This is a genomic window from Pararhizobium sp. (assembly GCF_965279435.1).
Taxonomy (GTDB): Bacteria; Pseudomonadota; Alphaproteobacteria; order Rhizobiales; family Rhizobiaceae; genus Pararhizobium.
This window is the reverse complement of the sequence record NZ_CBDIHY010000003.1, coordinates 3,520,304-3,543,229: the sequence shown is the minus strand read 5'-3', so window position 1 is coordinate 3,543,229 and position 22,926 is coordinate 3,520,304. Positions and strand designations below refer to the sequence as shown.

The following is a 22,926-nucleotide window of genomic DNA, read 5'->3' as shown; positions in this document are numbered from 1 at the left end:
AAGGATGAATAATCATGGTTGCGACCGCGATATGAGGATCCACCGTCGCCGAAGCTGGCGCGAAGAAACAATCCAAAGTCACAACAACGCGACTGACGTTCAAGATCGCATGTATCCGCAAACCTGTGCCGATCTGTCACCATGAATAAGGCCGGGCAGAGTGCCACCAAGATGCTGTCCAGCTGGCAAACGGAACTCACTTCTCCGGTTGTCATGCATAGAGATTCTCTCGTAAAAAATCAGTTCAAACTGCGGGAAGGCTTAACACCTCGGCCGACCCTGATGGTGATGGATACGACAGTATGATGATTGTTGACGGGCTCACCTGCGAAAACTGTGGCCATAGCCCATACCGATTCGTTACTACTGCCCCCTCTAGGTCGGGCGTCATCAATTGTTTTGAGGAGCAGAATGTTAGTGTTAGCAATGTGCGCGGACGCAACGACAGTGGTTACCCGAACATCCCACCTGGATAGCTGATCGGGAGCGACAATTCTCGGTTCTGGTCCTGTCACAATAATGGCGGAAACATCGCTGTTAACGGTACATTGCGTGACCGCAACGGCGGCAAAACAGTTATCGGCACGCCAACGTAGATATACTCGGCTGGCAACACGGTCGCGTCTTTTACACAGACCCATACGGATTTTCGCAATAAGACGTTCAGCAACGCAGTCTCCATCACTGTTGGTGGAGCTAACCTAACCAACTATACGGAGGCCACATTCGTTCCAGTGGTCGCAGGGGCCGCCGTTGCAAGGGTGGTGACGTATAGCGTACAGGCCGCCATCTATACGCGTGTCGACAGACAGGTGACGGTCCACGGCACGTATGATCCTTGCATGCCGGCACTGATAATGTGAAGATAACGGGGTTGCCCAGTCGCCGCAAATGCTTCCCTGACGTTTCCCGCAACCGTGTTGGGCTAGGTGGCCGCGGGATCGGTGGAGACCACTCTAGAGGCAGCCGCGGTAGCCGCGACATATTTTGTCTAAACGTCGCCGCTCTAGGGAGCCCAAACCACTTGAGGTTGTTCGATGTCATCCATATAACGGATTTCTTTGCAGAAGCCGTAGGGGGAGCCTTATGAACGAACATCCAAAACATCCCTTCATAGACCTCCCGCGGAGAGCGTTTTGGAAGTCCGGCGTTGCCGAGCCGAATATGTTCGAGATATCTGACCTCTGGACACCAAAACTCGAGATTTTGCCAACTACGCGTGTGGTGACTTTCGGCTCCTGCTTTGCACAGCACATCGGGCGGGCCCTAAAAAAACGAGGGTATGGCTGGCTCTCAACGGAACCTGCACCTCCCGGTCTGTCGCCGCAGAACGCAAAAAAATACAGCTACGACGTTTTCTCCGCTCGAACGGGGAACATTTATACAACGTCTATGCTTCGCCAATGGGTCGAGTGGGCCTCTGGCATCAAGGCAACGCCTACGGAAACATGGCAGAGAGCCGGCCGTTTCTACGACCCATTCCGTCCGTCTATCGAAAAGGACGGGTTCGCGTCAGTTGAAGAATGTTTGCGCGCGCGGGAATTCACACTGACGACGTTCAGAAAGGCCATTGAAGAGGCGGATATCTTTGTTTTCACGCTTGGCCTGACGGAAAGCTGGTACAATTGCGTTGATGGATATGAGTATGCGGTTTGTCCTGGCACAGTTGCCGGGAAATTCGACCCGCAGAAGCATGTGTTCAAAAACCAGGATTACGCGTTCATTCTGAACAATCTCACTGCTGCAATCGAGATGATGAGGGATATCAATCCGCACATTCGCGTGCTTTTGACAGTATCGCCCGTGCCGCTGACTGCAACGAAAACGGATCGACATGTGGTTGTCGCCACCATGGCATCCAAGTCCGTACTTCGCGCGGTCGCGGATTATGCGGCCAATAGCTGGGATTCTGGCGCTCGGATAGTTCCTATTAGAGAGATTGAAGGCGATTTGTCTGATTGGCAAATGAGCGGCTCTGTTTCAAGCTCAGAAGGCGTAATCTCGATATCCGGTCCATCGAGCAATCCCTTTTCGGGTATCAAACGAAGGCTCGAGAAGCTTGGCCGCAGTGACGCGGTAGTGCTAGGTTTCGATGTCGAGACAGAATCCTCTTTGAAGCTTAGTATTTCCATTTCACCTGCTCCCGCGACCAGGCGCAATGGCAAAACCGTCGTTCAGGAGATAGAGGGACGCGGGAGGGTTGACCTGGAGCTTAAGGCTGGGTGGGACGGGGAGCTATGCCTGTGGATCGGAGCCGGCGCAGAAGTTGGCCAGTTCCATATATCTAATTTCTCATGCATTGTTCAAACCATCGCTCAGCCTGCGCAAATTGACTATTTCCCGTCATACGAGATCATCAATTCCCCTGTTTTTGGGGGGGTATTCTTTGAGGCAAACAAGAGGGAAGTCAGCCAGTTTGGTGTTGATTTTGTGATGAGTCATTTCTTCGCGGGCCTCTCGCCGGTAGCGCCAGTTGTGCCAAAAGGGCATACCCCGGCCACCAAAAAAGAGAAAACTGAGATGGACGTGATTTGTGACGAGAGCCTGCTTGAAGCATTTGCAGGTGTGAAAGCATGACTATCCACCTGATTGGCAATTCGCATGTTGTATTTTTGAGGCAATTCATTTTGGCAATGGAGGAGATGCCGCTCCCGTTGCCTATCGTATTCTATGCTGCGAATAATTCAGACTACAAGCATGGGACGTTCACGTTCGACCATAACCGGTTGCGCCATTCAAATGGGGATGTTGCCGCCGGTTGGGCGCGATCGAGCGGCAAGCGAGAAGTAACAATATCACCCAACGATGTCGTCCTTGTTCTCGGTTTTGATGATTACGATGAAAGGTACCACTTTCTCTCTGCGGACTTAGGGTTTATTTCTGAGGCTTGCCTCGCAGACGTACACGCAGACCAACTGCATAGATTGCCAAGCTACCATCTCGTAAAGTCACTTCATTCTGGTGGTTGCCGCGCCAGAGCGGCAGTAGTGGATCCACCACTTATTACGCTCAAACTTCAGCGGGCAAAGCTTGCCGGTCGGCTCGTCAACGAAAAGCGTTTCCGTGATCTGATTGAATTTCAGAAAGCCCGATTTGCTGAACTAGGAGCGCTCTCCATTGGGCAGGCGGAAGAAACTCTCGCCCGAGATGACGCTTCAATTTGGAGTGAGAAGGAAACGATGCATCAGGATGGCTTCCATCTTGGTCCGGGTGGTGTTTCGGCAGTCATGTCTTCAATCGGCGCCTTCATGTCTCAGGACGCCGAGCAAATCGCTGATCCTCTTATAAGCTAAACCAGCTCCGTCATTGCCAGGAATGACCGAGCCCCGACTTCGAGCGGGGTTTTTCCGTTTCACCACATCAAAGGACATCATAATGAACCATGCGCGTTCTTCGCGAGCATGCGCTCTCGCACGTCTAGCGTATTTGGTACCGGGTAATGGACAGATACCGGGTCAACGAGGTGAACACGATCATTGCTGACGCGGTGACCGATCAAGGGGACGTCTGATGTTTGGCCTTCTGGACGAACTCAAGACAGGCGCTGGCGCTGTTGTCGCGATGACGGTTAGCCAACAGATGGATGGTACAATCTGCATACCGCCCAAGCCTCAGTATTTCCACATTTATTCGCGGCATTGATGGCACCATCATCGGTATTTTCTACGACCTTGTCGATTATGTATGCTAGGAGGATGTATTCGCCTGAATTCGGCCCACCTTTACCTGCACTTTCAAGCGTTTTCAGTCAACATCGGCAGGAACGGCGTTAACTATTCGTAAACCATAATCCCAATTGTTTCACTTCAGCACGGTTAACCATTCGCATTTTTGCCACGTTGTTGGCATGATTAATCGACTGTTACGTTTCGGGACGCCGGTACTTTCGCGGAGGCAAGCGCGGGAAAGTACTGCGTACGGCTTTTACGAATGGCGATGTGGGGCACATGACTTCCAATCTGACTGCGGCTTTTTTCTTCAAGGGATTGCGCGTTGCCGCGATTCCGATGCTGTGCGTCGGGCTGACCGCGTGCGGCTCAACGAGCACCGTCAAGAACGGCAAGCCGCGCAGCAAGGAGTATTTTGCAGAATCGATCTATGGCGTGAAGGCCAGTCCGCGCGTTGTTGACGAGGGTAAAGCCGTGCCGAAGGGCGGCGGCCGCTATCAGGTCGGCAAGGCCTATCAGGTCAAGGGCAGGTGGTATCAGCCAAAAGAAGATTTCGGCTATAACAAGACCGGCATGTCCTCCTGGTATGGCTCCGCCTTTCACGGCCGGTTGACGGCGAACGGCGAAGTCTACGACAAATACCACCTCTCGGCTGCCCACCCGACATTCCCGTTGCCAAGCTATGCCCGCGTCACCAACCTTGAAAACGGCACGTCCGTCGTGGTCCGGGTCAATGATCGTGGCCCTTATGAATATGGCCGCATTATCGATGTCTCGTCCAAGACGGCCGACTTCCTCGACATGAAGCGCAAGGGCAGTGCCCAGGTTCGTGTCCAGTATATCGGCAAGGCACCGCTTGAAGGCAACGACATGCCCTATCTGATGGCGTCGTATGTCAAGAAGGGCGATCGCAGTCCGAACGCATTCCCAGAGGGCCAGATCGCCACCGGTGTCATGGTCGCGTCGAACGAACCGCTGCGCAAGCAGGCCGGTAATCTCGGCATACTGACCATCCCGTCCAAATCGAACCTCGACATGGGCGTACCGGTCACGGCACTTGCCGAATCTGAAGCGCCACGCGCATCATCGGCCGGGCTCGATGCTTTCGCCATGCTGCCGGAGATCGGCCCGATCCCGCGCGAGCGCCCGGCCTATATCCCGATGCCCAATGGCAATATGGCCTATGCTGCCGCTTACGTCGAAGCGCGCGTCAGCGATTCCAAGACGGCTTTCGATGCCGTTCTGGTTGATCAGAACCCGCTGACGCCAAATTCGATCGTCGAATATGCCAAGCGCAAGAGTGTCCTGCGCTAATCGCGATCCTTCGCGATTGCTCCCCGGTAGTCCGGCTGCTATTGCCGGAGAAGGCACCGGAGTTTGGAATGCATATACGACTGGTCTCGGTTTACATTGCTCTTGTCTTGAGTGTCTGCACGCCGATAGCTGTGTGGGCGCAGGCCTTTGAAACCAAGGCGAAGCAGGTCTATCTGATCGATGCCGAGACAGGCACGGTCCTGTTCGCCAAGGACGAAAATGCCGTCGTTCCACCAGCGTCGCTTGCCAAGCTGATGACCATGGAAGTCGTCTTCGACGCGATACGCAAGAATGAGCTGACGCTCGATACTGAATTTCCGGTCTCCGAACATGCGTGGCGAACCGGCGGCGCGCCGTCGGGAACATCGACAATGTTCGCGGCCTTGAAATCGCGTGTCCGCGTCGTCGATCTCATCCAGGGCGTCACCGTCCAGCTCGCCAACGATGCCTGCATTATTCTGGCCGAGGGCATGACGGGCAGCGAGGAGGCCTTTGCCAAGCGCATGACTGACCGCGCCCGTGAGCTTGGGCTGACTGGATCGGTGTTTCGCAATGCCACCGGTCTGCCCGATCCTCAGAACAAGACGACGATGCGCGATATGGCGCTGCTGGCACAGCACATCCAAGTCAACTATCCCGACCTGTTCAAATACTATTCCCAGACCGAATTCGAGTGGAACAAGATCCTGCAGCGCAACAGGACACCGCTGATCTCGGCCAATATCGGCGTCGATGGATTTGCCACCGGCTTTGCCGAAGGGGTCGGCTTCGGCATGGTTGCCACCATGCAGAAAGACACAAGGCGTGTCTTTCTGGCGCTGGGCGGCCTTGCCACTGACAAGGAACGCGTCGAGGAGACCCGCAAGATTCTCGACTGGTCGATGACGGCCTTTGAAAGAAAGCGGCTGTTCGAAGCCGGCGATACTGTTGGCGAAGCGAGCGTCTACGGCGGCGCAGTATCGCATGTTCAACTCGTCACGGCCGATGCGGTCGATGTGCTTGTGCCGGCCAACAATCCGGAGCGGCTTTCGGCCAAGGTGATCTATCGCTGGCCACTGACTATGCCGGTCGAGGCCGGCAAGCAGGCAGGCACGCTGAAGATCTGGAGCGGCGAGCGGCTTTTGCGCGAAGTGCCGGTCGAAACCAATGCGACGGTAGGGCAGGGATCGCTTATAACCAGAGCCGTGGATGCGCTGCAGGAACTGCTGTTTTTCTGGCTCTGATGAAATGACGCCACCGGCGGTTTCGCGTCCGGACACAATCAGTTAAACAGACCCTGTGTCACGTTTTCCACCCGCCATCTATACCGGCGGCTGGGGCCGTAATACCCAGACAAGGGCATCCCGTGTGCGTGGATGTTCAATTGAAAAATGACTTACGGGAATCAGCAGTGTCAGTCGGAACAGGCTTATTTGTTACATTCGAAGGCGGCGAGGGGGCTGGCAAATCCACCCAGATTCGCCTGCTTGCCGATGCCTTGCGCGAGCGCGGCTACACGGTGCTGACGACGCGCGAGCCCGGTGGTTCGCCAGGTGCAGAAGCCGTGCGGCATGTGCTTTTGTCCGGCGCGGCCCAGGAATTCGGCGTGCGCATGGAGGCAATCCTGTTTGCTGCGGCCCGCAGCGACCATGTCGAGGAGATTATCCGGCCGGCCCTCCTGAAAGGCACGGTCGTCATCTGCGACCGGTTCATGGACTCTTCCCGCGTCTACCAGGGCGTTACCGGCAATCTGGAGCCCAGCTTTATCGAGGCGCTGGAGCGCGTTGCGATCAACGGGGTCACGCCGGATTGCACGATCGTTTTCGACCTGCCAGCAGTGCTTGGTCTGGAGCGGGTGCGCCGACGGGCAGGGGCTGCCGAGGCCCAGACGGGCCAGGAAGTCGAGCTCGACCGGTTCGAGAAGGAAGAACTCGAAACCCATGAAAAACGCCGTGAGGCCTTTCTCGATATCGCCAGTGCCGATCCTACGCGCTGTCATGTGGTCGATGCCTCTGTTTCGGCCAGCGACATTGCCGCTGCCGTGCTTCTGATCGTCCAACCCTTGCTGCCCGGATCGGGCAACGGACCGGATACGGAAGCGGCACAATGAGCACCGACAGGTTCGACGTTCTCGACGGCGCCATTTCTCCAGCCGAAAACATGCGCTTGTTTGGCCATCCGGAGGCCGAGCATTTTCTGGCGCAAAGCTATCGGTCGGGGAAGGGGCATCACGCCATCCTGATCGAAGGACCGGAAGGCATAGGCAAGGCGACGCTTGCCTTCCGCTTTGCCAATCATGTTCTGACCCATCCAGATCCGGCGCAGGCACCGGCGGAACTTGGCAATCCCGATCCGAATTCCATTGCCAGCCGGCAGGTCGCATCGGGTGCATCCCACAATCTTTTGCACCTGACGCGTCCGGTCGACGAAAAGACCGGCAAAGTCAAAAGCGCCATTACCGTCGATGAAGTGCGCCGCGCTGGAAAATTCTTTTCGCAGACGTCCGGTACAGGCAACTGGCGGATCGTCATTGTCGATCCGGCCGACGATCTCAATCGCAACGCCGCCAACGCCATTCTGAAAATCCTCGAGGAGCCGCCGAAGCGGTCGCTGTTCCTGGTCTTGACCCATGCGCCCGGCAAGCTCTTGCCGACCATCCGTTCGCGCTGCCTGCCGCTGCAGCTGAAGCCGCTGGCGCCGGACGCGATGCGCAACGCCATGAACAATCTCGGCTTCGACCTTTCAGGGGCGGACGGAGAAAAGGTGCTGACATCGGCCAATGGCAGTGTGTCGGAAGCCTTGAAGCTGATCAATTACGGCGGCCTCGATATCATGGCGACGTTCCAGGCTATTCTTGCCGGGCAGGACCCGGGGATCCGCAAGGACATGCACAAGCTTGCCGACGTGCTTGCCGGAAAAGACAGCGAAACGATTTTCGCGTTCTTCCTGTCGCTGGTGACAGGCCATATGATGGGCGAGGCGCGCCACGCTGCCCATTCCGGCGATCTCGACAGGGCTGACCGGTTCGCACGCCTTTCCAGCAGCGTGACCGAGCGGATTGCTGTGGCGCAGGCTTACAATCTCGATCGCAAACAAACGGTTCTGTCGATTCTGGATGATCTCAGGGCAGCCTCGCGCGCGGTGGCCTGAATTTCCACTCTGCTCCCTTGCGATGGCAGCTTCGATATCGGCTTTGCGCGGGTGCTGAGCGGCGGCACGTTGCCGCTTTTCTAAGCGTGCACTGTTTCATCCCGCCGTTGGATGCGCTAATAGCCAGACACCCAAGATCAGAGACAGGCCGAAACCCGATCATGACCGACACGTCCCCTTTCTATATCACCACCGCGATCTCCTATCCGAACGGCAAGCCGCATATCGGCCATGCCTACGAGCTGATCGCGACCGATGCGGTGGCGCGCTACCAGCGGCTGGAGGGGCGTGAGGTGCTGTTTCTGACGGGAACCGACGAACACGGCCAGAAGATGCAGCAGACGGCGCGCAAGGAGGGCATCAGCCCGCAGGAGCTGGCCGACCGTAACTCCGCCGAATTTCAGAACATGGCCGTTCTGCTCAACGCCTCCAACGATGATTTCATCCGCACGACGGAACCGCGTCATCACGAGGCCGTCAAGAACATCTGGAACCGCATGGGCGACGCGGGCGACCTATACAAGGACAGCTATTCCGGCTGGTACTCGGTGCGCGACGAAGCCTATTATCAGGAAGGCGAAACGGAAGTGCGCGCCGATGGCGTCCGCTACGGGCCGCAGGGATCACCGGTCGAATGGGTCGAGGAAGCCAGCTACTTCTTCAAGCTCTCCGCCTATCAGGACAGGCTGCTCCAGTATTATGAGGAAAACCCGGACTTCATCGGTCCGGCCGAGCGCCGCAACGAGGTGATTTCATTCGTGAAATCCGGCCTGCGTGACTTGTCGATGTCGCGGACGACCTTCGACTGGGGCATTCCTGTTCCCAACGATCCAAGCCACGTCATGTATGTCTGGGTCGATGCGCTGACCAACTACATCACTGCGACTGGTTACCTGACTGATCCGGAAGGTCCGCGCGCCAAATTCTGGCCGGCCAATATCCACATGATCGGCAAGGACATCATCCGCTTCCATGCCGTCTACTGGCCGGCCTTCCTGATGTCGGCCGGTCTACCTTTGCCAAAGAAGGTGTTTGCCCACGGATTCCTGCTCAACAAGGGCGAGAAGATGTCGAAGTCGCTCGGCAACGTCGTCGATCCCGTCAATCTGGTCGAACATTTTGGTCTCGACCCGATCCGCTATTTCTTCCTGCGCGAAGTCTCTTTCGGCCAGGACGGTAGCTATAGCGAGGAGGGGATTGCCACCCGCATCAACTCCGATCTCGCCAATGGCATTGGCAATCTGGCCAGCCGCTCGCTGTCGATGATCGTCAAGAACTGCGACGGGCAGATCCCGGAATGCGGCGCGCTGACCGACGAAGACAAGGCGATGCTGGCTGCGGCCGATGCACTGCATGCCTCGACCCGCGACGATATGAATGCGTTGATGATCCACCGGGCGCTGGCCTCGATCATCGCTGTCGTCTCTGAAGCCGACCGTTATTTCGCGAGCCAAGAGCCCTGGGCACTGAAAAAGACCGACCCGGCACGCATGGCGACCGTTCTCTATGTCACTGCGGATGTCGTGCGCCAGATCGCCATTCTGCTGCAGCCCTTCATGCCGGAATCGTCCGCAAAACTGCTTGACCTCGTAGCGGCGCCTGCCGACAAGCGCGCTTTTGCCTCGCTGGGCAAAGCCGGACGGCTGGTTGCAGGCACGGCGCTGGAAGCGCCAAAGCCGGTTTTCCCGCGTTACGTCCCGCCGGAAGCTTGAGGACGGCCCGCGATGCTGATCGATACCCATTGCCATCTGGATTTTCCGGACTTCGAGACCGAGCGTGATGCGATCATCGAGCGGGCACGCGCGGCCGGTGTCGAGCAGATGATCACCATCTCGACGCGCGTGAAGAAATTCGACACGATCCTGGCCATTGCCGAAAACTACGCCAACGTCTTCTGCTCAGTCGGCACGCATCCGCACAATGCCGATGAGGAACTGGATATCGAGACGGATGATCTGGTGCGCCTATCTGCGCATCCGAAGGTCGTCGCCATCGGCGAAGCCGGGCTTGATTATTTCTATGACAATGCACCGCGCGACGCCCAGGTGATCGGCCTGCGCCGCCATATCACTGCTGCCCGGCAGACACAGCTGCCATTGGTGATCCACAGCCGCTCTGCCGACGACGACATGGCCGCGATCCTGACCGAGGAAACAGGGAAGGGGGCCTTCCCCTTCCTTCTCCATTGCTTCTCATCCGGCCCGGATCTCGCAAAGGTCGGCGTCGATCTCGGCGGTTATATCTCGTTTTCCGGCATCCTGACCTTTCCAAAATCGGAAGAGTTGCGCGAAATCGCCAAAACCGTGCCGCATGACCGGATGATCGTCGAAACCGATGCGCCGTATCTAGCGCCAAAGCCATTCCGGGGCAAACGCAACGAACCAGCCTATGTGGCACATACCGCGCAGGTTCTGGCCGAGACGATCGGTGTTTCGACGGAAGAGATTGCGGCGATCACCACCGACAACGCTTTCCGCGTCTTTTCTAAAATGCCGAGACTGTGAGATGGCGGTGAGGCGGGTCTTCACCATTCTCGGCTGCGGCTCGTCTCCGGGCGTGCCGCGCATCAATGGTGACTGGGGCGCCTGCGACCCCACCAATTCGAAAAACCGCCGCAGCCGCGCTGCCTTGCTGATCGAGCAGACCGGTGAGGATGGCGGTACGACCACGGTCGTCATCGATACCGGGCCTGATTTTCGCGAACAGATGATTGCGGCAAAGGTCAAAAATATCGACGCGGTGTTCTATTCACATCCGCATGCCGACCATATTCACGGCATCGATGATCTGCGTGGCTATGTCCAGTACACCGGCAGACGCATGCCGATCTGGGCCGATGCACTGACGATGGAGCGTATCCACGAAGGGTTTCGCTACTGCCTGGAGACGCCGGAGGGCAGCAACTATCCACCGATCGTCGAGGCGAGGATCATCGATCCGTCGCTATTACCTGTTTCGATCAGCGGCGCCGGCGGCACGATCGTGCTGCAGCCAGTGTTGCAGCACCACGGCAGCATCATGTCGATGGGTTTTCGTATCGGCGATTTTGCCTATTGCAGCGATGTCAGCGATTTCCCCAACGAGACCGTCAGCAAGCTGACCGGGCTGGATATGCTGGTGATCGACACGCTGCAATACAAGTTCCATCCGAGCCATCTGTCGCTGGAACAGTCACTTGGCTGGATCGCGCGCTTTGCGCCTAAGCGCGCCGTGCTCACCCATATGCACACACCGCTCGACTACGAAACGGTGATGCGTGAGACGCCGGACCACATAGAGCCGGCCTATGACGGGATGCGGATTGCGGTCGACATCAGCGATGAGCCCGGCTGAAACCGTTCAGCTGAAGTAAGGCTGCAGATTGGACCGTATGCGGTCGAGTACGGTGGCGCCGGAAAGATCAGCGACGAAACGCTTGCCGGTGATCGTCTCATAGGCCTCGATATAGACCTTTGACGTCTGCTCGACGAGATCGGCCGGAATTTCCGGGATCGCATCCTTGTAGGGATCGCAGCGTTCAGTCACCCAGGCACGGACGAAATCCTTGTCAAAACTTTTGGGCCGCGTGCCCGAGGCAAAGCTCTGCGCATAGCTTTCGGAGATCCAGTAGCGGCTACTGTCCGGCGTATGGATCTCGTCGGCAAGAACGATGCGGCCGTCCTTGTCGGTGCCGAATTCATACTTGGTATCAACGAGAATGAGACCGCGTTCGGCAGCGCGTTCCTGGCCGCGCGCAAACAGCGCCAGAGCATAGCGCGAGACGGTTTCCCATTGTTCGGCTGTCAAAAGCTTTTGAGAGAGGATTTCATCGGCCGAAAGCGGCTCGTCATGACCACCGTCAAACGCCTTGCTGGTTGGCGTGATGATCGGCTGCGGCAATTTCTCGTTGTCTTTCAGGCCATCGGGCAAGCGGATGCCGTACATGTCACGCTCGCCATTGCGGTACTTGGTCAGGATCGACGTGCTGGTCGAACCAGCAAGATAGCCGCGCACGACGATCTCGACTGGCAGGATATCGAGCCGCGTGCCAATGACGACATTGGGGTCCGGATAAGACACCACATGGTTCGGGCAGATATCGGCGGTTTCCTCGAACCAGTACCGGGCCGTCTGCGTCAGAACCTGGCCCTTGAACGGGATCGCGGTCAGGATGACATCGAAGGCGCTCAGCCGGTCGGTGGCAATGATGATGCGGTTGCCATCCGGCAGATCGTAATTCTCACGCACCTTGCCATTGTAGCGTCCTGGCAATTCAGGAATGAAAGCATCTGAAAGAATGCGCAAATCGCTCATGGGGCCGGGTCTTTCGCTGACGTGGAGACCGGTATCGCTTAAGCCTTGGGACCGGGTGAGGTCAAGGCAGGACAAGCTGGAATGCGAGAGATCAACGCGATTCACATATCCGTTAGTTCCATAATCTATCTTATGTGATATAGATACGCGACCGGGTGGGTTCAAGGATAAAGTGCCGCTCATCCCCAAAACGAGCCTTGAGATTGCGAACAACGCTCCCTTCTCAAATGCTGCTTGCCGTGCAGAATGGTCCTCTCATTCAGATGAAGGCACAGCATATGTCCGCAGTCCCGTTGCCGATCAGCCTCTATACCGACACCGCGCGTCCTGCACCATCGACGCCAACGCTGGACATTGACCGAACCGCGTCGGTCGCCATCATTGGTGCGGGGTTTGCCGGGTTGTCTGCAGCGTTGCATCTGGCTGAAATGGGTGTCGATGTCTGTGTGCTGGAAGCCAATGAGCCCGGCTGGGGTGCGTCCGGGCGCAATGGCGGGCAGGTCAATCCTGGACTAAAATTCAATCCCGACGAAGTGCTGGGCCGGTTTGGCCGAGATCTCGGCCAGCGTATGATCGACATGGCCTGGAGCGCACCGGACTTTACCTTCGATCTCATTTCCCGTCTGGGCATCGATTGCGATGCACGCCAGAACGGTACACTACGGGCCGCGACCAACACACGGACGGCCAAGGCTATCGATGCCACGGCAAACCAATGTGCTGCGCATGGCATGCCGACACGCTTGCTGGACGCAAGGGAAACGGCACTGGCAACGGGAACGGACCGATACCCGGCGGCGCTGTTTGATCCGCGCGGCGGCGATCTCCATCCACTGAATTATGCACGCGGCCTTGTGACGGCAGCCCAGAATGCCGGCGCATCGATCCATGGCGATAGCCGTGTTGTCTCGACTCGCAGGCAATCCGGAAAATGGTTTTTGACCACCGACAAGGCGACTGTCACGGCGGATAAATTGCTTGTTGTTACAAATGCATGCACGGGCGGGCTCTGGCCGAACTTGAGGAAGTCTCTAGTCCCTGTTTACAGTTCGATCGTTGCAACAGAACCCCTGCCCGATGATCTCGCGGCTCGCATGTTGCCGCAGCGTCCGGTACTCTATGAAAGCGGCCATATCACCGTCTATTACCGGCTCGACAGGAAGAACCGGCTGTTGATGGGTGGCCGTGGGCCGCAGCGGGAATTATCTGGGCAAACCGGGCCGCTCGATTATCTGAAACGCTATACCGAAAGCCTTTGGCCGGGCCTGGCGGGTATCCGTTGGACACATGCCTGGAACGGCCAGCTGGCTATGACGACGGACCATCTGCCCCATCTGCATGAACCGACCGAAGACACGCTGATCTATCTCGGCTGCAACGGCCGTGGCGTGGCGTTGGCGACGACTATGGGCAAACAGCTGGCCCAACGGCTGGTGGGTGGGCAATCCGTCCAGATCGACCTGCCTTTGACCGGCATCAAACCCATGCGCTTCCATGCGTTCTGGCCGATCGGCGTTCACGCGGCGATGATCTGGGGCAGGATGAAGGACCGGTTGGGCATGTAGTGCGTTAAAACCGGCCGCGAAGACCTGAAATTATTTAAAGGTTCTATTTTTTTAGTTTATGAAAATTGTTCAATATATTGAATTTTATTTATAAATTCAATTTCAGAATATCACCAGAATCAAAGAAACCATTTTCGCTCGGCACACGTATCATATCTATTCTGGTGGCCAGCAAGGAGACGGGGAATGATCCGGACGCTCAGAGCCTGCGCATGTATTGCCATTCTATTGTCCGCCCCGCTGGCTTTGGCGGCGGAGCCTGTCGATACGGCTCAGTCGATCATCCAGAACCAGATCGAGGCCTTTCTCAATGATGACGCGGAGGCGGCCTATTCCTTTGCCTCGCCGCAGATCAGGCAAAAGTTTCCTGACAAGAGCATCTTCTTCGAGATGGTCAAGCGCGGTTATACCCCGGTCTACCGTCCCGGTAATTTCGCCTTCGGCCGCAACAAGATCGATGGGGATACGGTGGTTCAGGAAGTGCTGATCTCTGCGCCTGATGGCAAGGACTGGACGGCGCTGTATTTTCTCGTGAAGCAACCGGACGGTAGCTACAAGATCAACGGCGTGCAGATGCTGCAGCAGGCCCCCGGCCCCGAAATCTGACCGGAACGCCGCTCAGAGCGGCGCCAGGTCGCCGCGCGCCCATTCTTCCTGCGTCTCTTCCATGAAGGCTGCATAACGGCCCTCCTCGATCGCCTTGCGGATACCGGCCATCAGGTCCTGATAATAGGCCAGATTGTTCCAGGTCAGCAGCATGCCACCGAGGCTCTCGTCGGCGCGGACGAGATGATGCAGGTAGGCCCGGGAATAGTCGTGCGCTGCCGGGCACGCAGACTGATCGTCCAGTGGCCTGATATCTTCGGCATGACGGGCATTGCGCAGGTTGACCCGCCCTCGCCGGGTGAAGGCCAGACCATGGCGGCCGGCCCTTGTCGGCATGACACAATCGAACATGTCGATGCCGCGCGCCACCGACTTCAGGATATCGTCAGGCGTGCCGACACCCATCAGGTAACGCGGCTTTTCGACCGGCAGTTCCGGGCACGTGATGTCCAGCATATCGAGCATGACAGCCTGCGGTTCGCCAACAGCAAGACCGCCGATGGCATAACCCTTGAGGTCGAGTTCTGACAGAGCCTGGGCTGAGCGGACACGCAGCGCCGGAATATCGCCGCCCTGAACGATGCCGAACATCGCCTTGCCCGGCTGGTCGCCAAAGGCGGTCTTGCATCGATCAGCCCAACGCAGTGACATTTCCATTGCGCGTTCAATATCAGTGGGTTCTGCCGGAAGTCTCACACATTCATCGAGCTGCATCTGAATATCGCTATCCAGCATGCCCTGGATCTCGATCGAACGCTCCGGCGACATATGATGCAGGGCGCCATCGACATGGCTCTTGAAGGTTACGCCCTTCTCGTCAAGCTTGCGCAGGCCGGCGAGCGACATGACCTGGAAGCCGCCGCTGTCGGTGAGGATCGGATATGGCCAGCGGATCAGTTCGTGCAGACCGCCAAGACGCGCCACCCGTTCCGGGCCGGGGCGCAGCATCAGGTGGTAGGTGTTGCCAAGGATGATGTCGGCGCCGAGATCGCGGACCTGATCGAGATACATCGCCTTGACCGTGCCGACGGTTCCGACCGGCATGAACGCCGGCGTGCGGATTTCCCCGCGCGGCATCGATACCGTGCCACGGCGCGCCTTGCCGTCGGTTGCCTTGATGTTGAACTGAAATGTTTCGGTCATGTTGCATCCCGGAAAAGCAGGCTGGAATCGCCGTAGGAATAGAAACGGTAGCCGGTGTCGATGGCGTGCGCATAGGCCCGCCGCATCGTCTCGAGGCCGCTGAAGGCCGAGACGAGCATGAACAGGGTCGACTTCGGCAGGTGAAAATTGGTCATCAGCATATCCACAGCGCGGAATCGGTAGCCGGGCGTGATGAAGATGCCGGTCGGCCCGGACCAGGGGAGAATATCGCCATTCTCCTCCGCAGCACTTTCAAGCAGCCGCAACGAGGTAGTGCCGACACAGACGATGCGCCCGCCCCTCGCCTTGACCGCATTCAGGCGTTCGGCGACTTCAGCGCTGACATGACCGACCTCCTGGTGCATGACGTGATCGTCGGTATCATCGACCTTCATCGGCAGGAAGGTGCCAGCACCCACGTGCAAGGTGACGAAATGGCGCTCGACGCCGAGCGCATCCAGCGCTTCGAACAGGCGGTCGGTGAAATGCAGGCCGGCGGTCGGCGCCGCAACGGCGCCGTGTTCGCGGGCGTAAACTGTCTGGTAGTCGGTGCGGTCCTGCTCATCCTCCGGGCGCTTGGAGGCGATATAAGGGGGCAACGGAATGTGACCGACGGCAAGGATCGCCTCGTCCAGCGCCGGGCCGGACAGATCGAACCGCAACGTCACCTCACCCGCCTCGCCCTTCTCCTCGACGGTCGCGTCCAGCGTGCCCATCAGGCAGGTATTGGAGCCGTGGCCGAACTCGATCCTGTCGCCGAGCTTGAGACGTTTGGCTGGACGGGCAAACGCCTTCCAGCGATCGGGGGCGACGCGCATGTGCAGCGTCAGCGACACTTGCGTGACCACGTCCTCGCCACGCCGGCGCAGGCCCTCCAGTTGGGCAGGAATGACCTTAGTATCGTTGAAGACCAGGGCATCGCCGGGGCGCAGGAACGATGGCAGGTCCATGACGCTGCGATCGGAGAGCTCCACGCTTTCATTCGGCTGGACGACAAGCAGACGGGCGCTGTCGCGCGGGCTTGCGGGCCTCAGCGCAATATTGTCTTCGGGGAGATCGAAATCGAACAGATCGACGCGCATGAAAAATCTTCTTTAAACGGCAAACCCGCCCCGGCGCCTTTCAAGGCAACGGGACGGGTTTGGGCAATAGCCTGAATTAGGCGTTGGCGGCAAGTTTCATCGACACGATGCTGTCGGGATCCTTGACGGGCTCGCCCTTCTTGATCTTGTCGATGTTGTCCATGCCGGAAATGACCTGGCCCCAGACCGAATACTGCTTGTTCAGCCATGGGCTGTCGGTGAAGCAGATGAAGAACTGCGAATTGGCAGAGTTCGGCATCTGGCTACGCGCCATCGAGCACGTGCCACGCACATGGCTCATGTTGGAGAATTCGGCCTTGAGGTCCGGCTTTTCGGAGCCGCCCATGCCGGCGCGGGCCGGATTGAAATCCTTGCCGCCCGTCTTGCCGTACTGCACGTCGCCGGTCTGCGCCATGAAGTCGTCGATGACGCGGTGGAAGACGACGCCATCATAGGCGCCTTCGGCGCACAGTTCCTTGATGCGGGCAACGTGGCCCGGCGCCAGGTCCGGCAGAAGCTGGATAACGACCGGTCCCTTGGTGGTTTCCATGATGATTGTGTTTTCAGGATCCTTGATCTCTGTCATGGCCTTCTCCTTGTTGTTAAAGCGAGTGTTTTAAACGTGTGTTACTTGCCGACCTTGACGCTGATCATCCGGTCGGGGTCGGTGACGGAACCATTGTTGGCTTCGTCGCCCTTCTTGATCTTGTCGACATTGTCCATGCCTTCAACGACCTTGCCAACGACCGTGTACTGGCCGTTCAGGAAGTCGCCTGGTGCGAACATGATGAAGAACTGCGAATTGGCGGAGTTCGGATCCTGGCTGCGTGCCATGCCGACCGTACCGCGCGCGAACGGAACCTTGGAAAATTCAGCTTCGACATTCGGCTTCGACGAACCGCCCATGCCGGCCATCTCCGGCTTGAAATCCTTTTCCATGTTGCCGTACTGGACGTCACCGGTCTGGGCCATGAAACCCGGGATGACGCGGTGGAAGGCGACATTGTTGTAGTCGCCGGCTTCCACCAGTTCCTTGATGCGCGCAACGTGCTTCGGCGCGACGTCCGGCATCAGCTCGATGACGACCGGGCCGTCTTTCAGCGTGATGGTGATGTAGTCCTTGGCCTGGGCAAAGGCATTGCTGGTCAGGGATGCGAGGACAACGGCGCCTGCGAAAGCGAGTTGGAGAATTTTCATGTTAGCTCCCGTGGAAATAAAAGGAAAACGTCAGGATTTGCGTTTTGCGTTCAGGGCCTGATGAACGGCCTTGGGTACGAAGGCGCTGACATCACCGCCCATGGCAGCGATCTGGCGAACCAATGTGGCGGTAATGGGCCGCGATGCCGTGCCGGCCGGAAGAAACAGGGTCTGGATATCCGGCGCCATCTGCCGGTTCATGCCTGACATCTGCATCTCGTAGTCGAGATCCGTGCCATCGCGCAGGCCGCGCACCAATAGCGAAGCACCATGTTTCCGCGCTGCATCGACCACCAGGTTATCAAAAGAAACGACCGAGATATCGCCGGCTCTTTCCGGAAGGAATTCCTGCAGCGACTGGGCAATGAGGGCTGCGCGCTCCTCAAAGGAAAACAGCGGCGTCTTGCCGGGATGGATACCGATCGCAACGATGACCGTCGGCGCCACGTTGAGCGCCTGTACCAGCACGTCGAGGTGACCGTTCGTCATCGGGTCGAAGGAGCCGGGATAAAAAGCAGTGGTCATCGCGCCTGTTTCCGTTTCGAAGCCTTTTGTCACGGACTGCGGTCAATCGCAAGGGAGCACGCTTGCCGCTCCACGTGTTCCCTTCGGAACACAAGCCGGATGGCATGAATGCTAGATGAAGGACGCGTTCAAGGTTGCTTCAAAGAGGATTTGATATTCCGCGAAGTAGAGAACGGAACTTTTTCCAGTCACGGCCGTTTATTGGCTGAAAGGATCACCACTATGGCACTTATTCTTCTGTCGATGACCATGTTTTTTGTCATGCTTTTTGCAACGGCAAATGCAATCAGAAACGAAGCGCGCCTGGACCGGCCTGATCTTAACCGCACGCGTTTGTTCAAATAGAGGATGATCTGCAATGGCCATCACAATGATGCTCATATCGGCAGTGATTAGTATCGTGTTCCTGGTCGATTTCGCCAAAACCATTTTCGAACTTCAGCGCGATAGAAGCGCGATGAAGGAAATGAGCCGCGACGCAGGTGGTTTCAGCGTCTGACATTTTCCCAAAGTTCCCATAGCGGCAACCTCCAGTACCCGCTGACATAAAAGCCGGACGGTTCCCCTGCCAGTCCGGTTTTTCTTTGCCTTGATCACCGCAATTGCCACAGATGACAGCCGTAATTCGAAACCAAACGAAAAAGCCGGGCGATCGCATCGCCCGGCTTTTTTTAATCATAAGGCGGAAGGTTTCACTCTTCCGTTTCAGCCGGCGGCTCTGTTGCCTGCACGTCGTCATCCGGCATGTCGGTCTGGCCTGCGATGTCATCGCCCTCTTCGGGCTCAGGCTCGCTGATACGTTCCACGGAAACGACCTTTTCGTCCTTCGCGGTTGTGAAGATCGTCACGCCCTTTGTGGCGCGGCTGGCAAGGCGGATGCCGCCAACCGGGACGCGGATTAATTGGCCGCCATCGGAAACCAGCATGATCTGGTCGTTGTCTTCAACCGGGAAGGCCGCGACCAGTTCGCCAATTTCGCCGGTCTTGGAGGTATCCGTTGCGCGAATACCCTTGCCGCCACGGCCGGAGGTGCGGAAGTCGTAGGTGGAGGAGCGCTTGCCAAACCCCTTGACGGAGACCGTCAGCACGAACTGTTCGCGTGCCTTGAGTTCCTCATAACGGGCGTCGTCCAGCTGACCTTCCTCGGTCACCTCTTCGCCAACGAGCGCGATTTCCTCGTCCTCGCCGGTTGCAGCCCGACGCTCAGCAGCAGCGCGCTTCAGGTAGGCAGCACGCTCCCACGGTTCGGCATCGACATGGCCGACAATGGTCATCGAGATGATCCGGTCGCCGTCGCCGAGCGTGATGCCGCGAACGCCGATCGAGTTACGGCCGGCAAAGACGCGGACGTCATCGACCGAGAAGCGGATGCACTGGCCAAGCGCCGTCGTCATCAGCACGTCGTCATGCTCGGTGCAGGTTTCGACGGAGAGGATTTCGTCACCCTCCTCATCGAGCTTCATGGCAATCTTGCCGTTGCGGTTGACCTGGACGAAATCCGACAGCTTGTTGCGGCGGACCGTGCCACGCGTCGTCGAGAACATCACGTCGAGGTTTTCCCACGTCGTTTCGTCCTCTGGCAGCGGCATGATCGTGGTGATGCGTTCACCCGGCTCCAGCGGCAGCATGTTGATCAGAGCCTTGCCGCGCGATTGCGGTGTGCCGATCGGCAGGCGCCAGACCTTCTCCTTGTAGACGATGCCGCGCGACGAGAAGAACAGCATCGGCGTATGGGTATTGGCAACGAACAGGCGCGTGACGAAATCCTCGTCGCGCGTCGCCATGCCGGAGCGGCCCTTGCCGCCGCGGCGCTGAGCCCGGTAGGTCGCCAGCGGCACACGCTTGATATAGCCGAGATGGGACACGGTAATGACCATGTCTTCCTGGGCAATCAGGTCTTCGTCGTCCATGTCCGGACCGCCTTCGACGATCACGGTGCGGCGCGGGGTGCCGAACTCTTCGCGAACGGCAATGAGCTCGTCCTTGACGATAGTCATGATGCGGATACGCGACGACAGGATATCGAGATAGTCGCTGATCTCGGCGCCGATCTTATTCAGCTCATCGCCAATTTCGTCGCGGCCAAGGGCCGTCAAGCGGGCGAGACGCAGCTCAAGGATGGCCCGGGCCTGCTCTTCGGACAAGTTGTAGGTCAGGTCTTCGTTGATGCGGTGGCGCGGATCGTCGATCAGACGGATCAGGCTTTCAACATCCGATGCCGGCCAACGGCGCGTCATCAACTGTTCGCGCGCGGTGGCTGGATCCGGCGCGCTTCTGATCAGCTTGATGATCTCGTCGATATTGGCAACCGCAATCGCGAGGCCGACCAACACATGCGCGCGATCACGCGCCTTGCGCAGCAGATACTTGGTGCGTCGGCTGATGACTTCCTCGCGGAAGGCAACGAATGCACGCAGCATGTCGAGCAGCGTCATCTGCTCCGGCTTGCCGCCATTCAGCGCCACCATGTTGCAGCCGAACGACGTCTGCAGCGGGGTGTAGCGATAAAGCTGATTGAGGATGACTTCGGCGTTGGCATCGCGCTTCAGCTCGACGACGACGCGGTAGCCCTGGCGATCGGATTCGTCGCGAAGGTCGGAAATACCCTCGATGCGCTTGTCCTTGACCAGTTCGGCCATCTTCTCAATCATCGTCGCCTTGTTCACCTGATAGGGAACCTCGGTGATGATGATCTGTTCGCGGTCGCCGCGCATCGGTTCGATGGTGGCGCGGCCGCGCATGATGACCGACCCACGGCCTGTCTCATAGGCCGAACGGATGCCGGAACGGCCAAGGATGAAGGCGCCGGTGGGGAAGTCCGGACCTGGAATGATCTCCATCAGCTGCGGCAATTCCAGCGCCGGCTCGTCGATCAGGGCGATACAGCCATTGATGACTTCAACCAGATTGTGCGGTGGGATATTGGTCGCCATGCCGACGGCAATGCCGCCTGCGCCGTTGACCAGAAGGTTCGGGAATTTCGCCGGAACAACGGCCGGCTCGCTCAGCGTGCCGTCATAGTTGTCGCGAAAATCGACCGTTTCCTTGTCGAGGTCGTCGAGAAGTGCGTGAGCTGCCTTCTGCAGGCGGCACTCGGTGTAACGTTCGGCGGCCGGCGGGTCACCGTCGATCGAGCCGAAATTGCCCTGACCGTCGATCAGCGGCAAACGTAGCGACCACGGCTGCGCCATGCGGGCGAGCGCATCATAGATCGCCGAGTTGCCGTGCGGATGGAATTTACCCATCACGTCACCGGTGACGCGGGCGCATTTGACGTATTTCTTGTTCCAGTCGATGCCCAGTTCGCTCATCCCGAACAGGATGCGCCGGTGCACGGGCTTCAGACCATCGCGGACATCGGGAAGAGCACGGCTGACGATAACGCTCATGGCGTAATCGAGATACGAGCGCTGCATTTCCTCCATGATGGAAATGGGCTCGATGCCTGGTTGATTCTTGCCGCCGCCTGGTGTGCTTTGTTCAGTCAATTTCGATCACGATCTTTGTTCAGAATCAGACAGATTTTTATAGCCGAATGCATTGGCGAGCGCCAATTTCGGGGCCGGGTTGTGAACAGCCTTTTAGGCTCATCGGCGCTCTCACAGGCATTTGCAAGGCAAAAGCGGCCAAACAGTGAAGGAGAGGCCTTTCATTCGAAGCCACCCTCGCCTAACAATTCATCAGACGGTCATCATAAACAAGGCCGCGAGGGGAATGGGATGTCTCAATTCGACCTTCTGATCAATGCGCTGACCACGATCCTGGTCACCATCGATCCGCCCGGCCTTGCGCCGATCTTCCTCAGCCTGACCGTCGGCATGAGCCGGCAAGAGCGCTTTCTGGTGGCACGCCGCGGCACACTGATCGCATTCTTCATCCTGGCAGCCTTCGCGCTGTTCGGAAACGGTATCCTCGGATTGCTCGGCATTTCCATCGGCGCCTTCCGGATTGCCGGTGGTTTGCTTCTGTTCTGGATCGCCTTCGAGATGATTTTCGAGAAGCGCAACGAGCGTAAGGAAAAGACCGGCGAAGCCGCCATTACCCGCGACCACATCCACAATATCGCGGTATTTCCGCTGGCGCTGCCATTGATTGCCGGCCCCGGCGCGATCTCGGCGACGATCCTGCTCTCGGGTTCGTTCTCTGCAACGATCGACCGGGTTCAACTGATCCTGGTCATCGCCTTCTGCCTTGCCATCCTGTTTGCCGCCCTCGTTATCGCCGACCGTATCGACCGGTTTTTAGGCGTTACCGGCCGCGCCATCCTGACACGCCTGCTCGGCGTCATTCTCGCGGCGTTGGCGGTGCAGTTCGTCGTCGATGGCGTCAAGTCGACCATGGCCTTGTGACCGCACGTGATTGATGCAGGTTCCGCCAACGAAAAAGGCCCGGTTTCCCGGGCCT

The 22,926-nt window shown here is 58.0% G+C and carries 21 protein-coding genes; 14 read left to right on the top strand and 7 right to left on the bottom strand.

The window, feature by feature from the left end; genetic code table 11:
• The first annotated feature begins 1,086 nt into the window (after positions 1 to 1,086).
• The 9 genes from ACQY8Q_RS22960 to ACQY8Q_RS22920 all read left to right on the top strand — a co-directional run bounded on the left by ACQY8Q_RS22960 (position 1,087) and on the right by ACQY8Q_RS22920 (position 11,444).
• Positions 1,087 to 2,577, top strand: coding sequence for a GSCFA domain-containing protein (locus tag ACQY8Q_RS22960; protein WP_428428724.1), 1,491 nt, complete (start codon positions 1,087 to 1,089; stop codon positions 2,575 to 2,577).
• The gene (locus ACQY8Q_RS22955) at positions 2,574 to 3,293 is read left to right on the top strand and encodes a hypothetical protein (RefSeq protein WP_428428723.1); all 720 of its coding nucleotides are present in this window, start codon (positions 2,574 to 2,576) and stop codon (positions 3,291 to 3,293) included. Before ACQY8Q_RS22960 ends, ACQY8Q_RS22955 begins: the two co-directional genes overlap by 4 nt.
• A 654-nt stretch (positions 3,294 to 3,947) precedes the next feature.
• Complete coding sequence (locus tag ACQY8Q_RS22950) at positions 3,948 to 4,982, top strand: septal ring lytic transglycosylase RlpA family protein (protein ID WP_428428722.1); 1,035 nt, start codon at positions 3,948 to 3,950, stop codon at positions 4,980 to 4,982.
• Positions 4,983 to 5,056: 74 nt separating this feature from the next.
• On the top strand, positions 5,057 to 6,205 hold the full coding sequence (locus ACQY8Q_RS22945) for a D-alanyl-D-alanine carboxypeptidase family protein (RefSeq protein WP_428429853.1): 1,149 nt from the start codon (positions 5,057 to 5,059) through the stop codon (positions 6,203 to 6,205).
• Positions 6,206 to 6,372: 167 nt separating this feature from the next.
• A complete protein-coding gene (tmk, locus tag ACQY8Q_RS22940) occupies positions 6,373 to 7,071 on the top strand; it encodes a dTMP kinase (RefSeq protein WP_428428721.1) in 699 nt (232 codons plus the stop codon).
• On the top strand, positions 7,068 to 8,111 hold the full coding sequence (locus tag ACQY8Q_RS22935; RefSeq protein WP_428428720.1) for a DNA polymerase III subunit delta': 1,044 nt from the start codon (positions 7,068 to 7,070) through the stop codon (positions 8,109 to 8,111). Before tmk ends, ACQY8Q_RS22935 begins: the two co-directional genes overlap by 4 nt.
• Before the next feature lie 161 nt (positions 8,112 to 8,272).
• The gene (gene metG, locus ACQY8Q_RS22930; RefSeq protein WP_428428719.1) at positions 8,273 to 9,823 is read left to right on the top strand and encodes a methionine--tRNA ligase; all 1,551 of its coding nucleotides are present in this window, start codon (positions 8,273 to 8,275) and stop codon (positions 9,821 to 9,823) included.
• A gap of 12 nt (positions 9,824 to 9,835) precedes the next feature.
• Positions 9,836 to 10,615, top strand: coding sequence for a TatD family hydrolase (locus tag ACQY8Q_RS22925; protein ID WP_428428718.1), 780 nt, complete (start codon positions 9,836 to 9,838; stop codon positions 10,613 to 10,615).
• A gap of 1 nt (position 10,616) precedes the next feature.
• Positions 10,617 to 11,444 carry an MBL fold metallo-hydrolase gene (locus ACQY8Q_RS22920; RefSeq protein WP_428428717.1) on the top strand — a complete coding sequence of 276 codons (828 nt, stop codon included), beginning with the start codon at positions 10,617 to 10,619 and terminating at the stop codon, positions 11,442 to 11,444.
• A gap of 6 nt (positions 11,445 to 11,450) precedes the next feature.
• Here ACQY8Q_RS22920 and ACQY8Q_RS22915 read toward each other — a convergent pair whose 3' ends face one another.
• On the bottom strand, positions 11,451 to 12,395 hold the full coding sequence (locus ACQY8Q_RS22915; protein ID WP_428429852.1) for a phosphoribosylaminoimidazolesuccinocarboxamide synthase: 945 nt from the start codon (positions 12,393 to 12,395) through the stop codon (positions 11,451 to 11,453).
• 287 nt (positions 12,396 to 12,682) lie between these two features.
• Here ACQY8Q_RS22915 and ACQY8Q_RS22910 point away from each other — a divergent pair, with 287 nt between their 5' ends.
• Positions 12,683 to 13,969, top strand: a complete 1,287-nt coding sequence (locus ACQY8Q_RS22910; RefSeq protein WP_428428716.1) for an NAD(P)/FAD-dependent oxidoreductase — start codon at positions 12,683 to 12,685, stop codon at positions 13,967 to 13,969.
• A gap of 186 nt (positions 13,970 to 14,155) precedes the next feature.
• A complete protein-coding gene (locus tag ACQY8Q_RS22905; protein WP_428428715.1) occupies positions 14,156 to 14,575 on the top strand; it encodes a DUF4864 domain-containing protein in 420 nt (139 codons plus the stop codon).
• A 12-nt stretch (positions 14,576 to 14,587) separates the two neighbouring features.
• Here ACQY8Q_RS22905 and tgt read toward each other — a convergent pair whose 3' ends face one another.
• From tgt to coaD, 5 genes are all read right to left on the bottom strand, one after another.
• Entirely contained in the window at positions 14,588 to 15,718 is a 1,131-nt protein-coding gene (tgt, locus tag ACQY8Q_RS22900; protein WP_428428714.1) for a tRNA guanosine(34) transglycosylase Tgt, read from the bottom strand.
• The gene (queA, locus tag ACQY8Q_RS22895) at positions 15,715 to 16,800 is read right to left on the bottom strand and encodes a tRNA preQ1(34) S-adenosylmethionine ribosyltransferase-isomerase QueA (protein ID WP_428428713.1); all 1,086 of its coding nucleotides are present in this window, start codon (positions 16,798 to 16,800) and stop codon (positions 15,715 to 15,717) included. The genes tgt and queA overlap by 4 nt, the downstream gene beginning before the upstream one ends.
• Positions 16,801 to 16,876: 76 nt before the next feature.
• A complete protein-coding gene (locus tag ACQY8Q_RS22890; protein WP_428428712.1) occupies positions 16,877 to 17,386 on the bottom strand; it encodes a peptidylprolyl isomerase in 510 nt (169 codons plus the stop codon).
• A gap of 41 nt (positions 17,387 to 17,427) precedes the next feature.
• Positions 17,428 to 17,997 carry a peptidylprolyl isomerase gene (locus ACQY8Q_RS22885; RefSeq protein ID WP_428428711.1) on the bottom strand — a complete coding sequence of 190 codons (570 nt, stop codon included), beginning with the start codon at positions 17,995 to 17,997 and terminating at the stop codon, positions 17,428 to 17,430.
• Between the two features lie 30 nt (positions 17,998 to 18,027).
• A complete protein-coding gene (gene coaD, locus ACQY8Q_RS22880; RefSeq protein WP_428428710.1) occupies positions 18,028 to 18,522 on the bottom strand; it encodes a pantetheine-phosphate adenylyltransferase in 495 nt (164 codons plus the stop codon).
• Positions 18,523 to 18,630: 108 nt separating this feature from the next.
• Between coaD and ACQY8Q_RS22875 the strand changes: the two genes are divergently transcribed.
• On the top strand, positions 18,631 to 18,867 hold the full coding sequence (locus ACQY8Q_RS22875; protein ID WP_428428709.1) for a hypothetical protein: 237 nt from the start codon (positions 18,631 to 18,633) through the stop codon (positions 18,865 to 18,867).
• A 13-nt stretch (positions 18,868 to 18,880) separates the two neighbouring features.
• Positions 18,881 to 19,021 (top strand): hypothetical protein, encoded by a 141-nt coding sequence (locus ACQY8Q_RS22870; RefSeq protein ID WP_428428708.1) that lies wholly within the window; start codon positions 18,881 to 18,883, stop codon positions 19,019 to 19,021.
• A gap of 193 nt (positions 19,022 to 19,214) precedes the next feature.
• On the opposite strand, the gene gyrA is transcribed toward ACQY8Q_RS22870, so the two are convergent.
• A complete protein-coding gene (gyrA, locus tag ACQY8Q_RS22865) occupies positions 19,215 to 22,010 on the bottom strand; it encodes a DNA gyrase subunit A (protein WP_428428707.1) in 2,796 nt (931 codons plus the stop codon).
• A 231-nt stretch (positions 22,011 to 22,241) separates the two neighbouring features.
• On the opposite strand from gyrA, the gene ACQY8Q_RS22860 reads away from it, so the two are divergent.
• Positions 22,242 to 22,871, top strand: a complete 630-nt coding sequence (locus tag ACQY8Q_RS22860; protein ID WP_113243675.1) for a MarC family protein — start codon at positions 22,242 to 22,244, stop codon at positions 22,869 to 22,871.
• Positions 22,872 to 22,926: the final 55 nt, after the last annotated feature.

Bases quoted from the DNA above. Each gene is read 5' to 3' on its own strand.
- ACQY8Q_RS22860 (WP_113243675.1), top strand. From the start codon at position 22,242: ATGTCTCAATTCGACCTTCTGATCAATGCGCTGACCACGATCCTGGTC.
- ACQY8Q_RS22960 (WP_428428724.1), top strand. From the start codon at position 1,087: ATGAACGAACATCCAAAACATCCCTTCATAGACCTCCCGCGGAGAGCG.
- ACQY8Q_RS22920 (WP_428428717.1), top strand. From the start codon at position 10,617: ATGGCGGTGAGGCGGGTCTTCACCATTCTCGGCTGCGGCTCGTCTCCG.
- ACQY8Q_RS22875 (WP_428428709.1), top strand. From the start codon at position 18,631: ATGCTAGATGAAGGACGCGTTCAAGGTTGCTTCAAAGAGGATTTGATA.
- ACQY8Q_RS22955 (WP_428428723.1), top strand. From the start codon at position 2,574: ATGACTATCCACCTGATTGGCAATTCGCATGTTGTATTTTTGAGGCAA.
- coaD (WP_428428710.1), bottom strand. From the start codon at position 18,522: ATGACCACTGCTTTTTATCCCGGCTCCTTCGACCCGATGACGAACGGT.
- ACQY8Q_RS22950 (WP_428428722.1), top strand. From the start codon at position 3,948: ATGACTTCCAATCTGACTGCGGCTTTTTTCTTCAAGGGATTGCGCGTT.
- queA (WP_428428713.1), bottom strand. From the start codon at position 16,800: ATGCGCGTCGATCTGTTCGATTTCGATCTCCCCGAAGACAATATTGCG.
- ACQY8Q_RS22935 (WP_428428720.1), top strand. From the start codon at position 7,068: ATGAGCACCGACAGGTTCGACGTTCTCGACGGCGCCATTTCTCCAGCC.
- ACQY8Q_RS22905 (WP_428428715.1), top strand. From the start codon at position 14,156: ATGATCCGGACGCTCAGAGCCTGCGCATGTATTGCCATTCTATTGTCC.
- ACQY8Q_RS22910 (WP_428428716.1), top strand. From the start codon at position 12,683: ATGTCCGCAGTCCCGTTGCCGATCAGCCTCTATACCGACACCGCGCGT.
- metG (WP_428428719.1), top strand. From the start codon at position 8,273: ATGACCGACACGTCCCCTTTCTATATCACCACCGCGATCTCCTATCCG.
- ACQY8Q_RS22870 (WP_428428708.1), top strand. From the start codon at position 18,881: ATGGCCATCACAATGATGCTCATATCGGCAGTGATTAGTATCGTGTTC.
- ACQY8Q_RS22890 (WP_428428712.1), bottom strand. From the start codon at position 17,386: ATGACAGAGATCAAGGATCCTGAAAACACAATCATCATGGAAACCACC.
- ACQY8Q_RS22885 (WP_428428711.1), bottom strand. From the start codon at position 17,997: ATGAAAATTCTCCAACTCGCTTTCGCAGGCGCCGTTGTCCTCGCATCC.
- ACQY8Q_RS22925 (WP_428428718.1), top strand. From the start codon at position 9,836: ATGCTGATCGATACCCATTGCCATCTGGATTTTCCGGACTTCGAGACC.
- tgt (WP_428428714.1), bottom strand. From the start codon at position 15,718: ATGACCGAAACATTTCAGTTCAACATCAAGGCAACCGACGGCAAGGCG.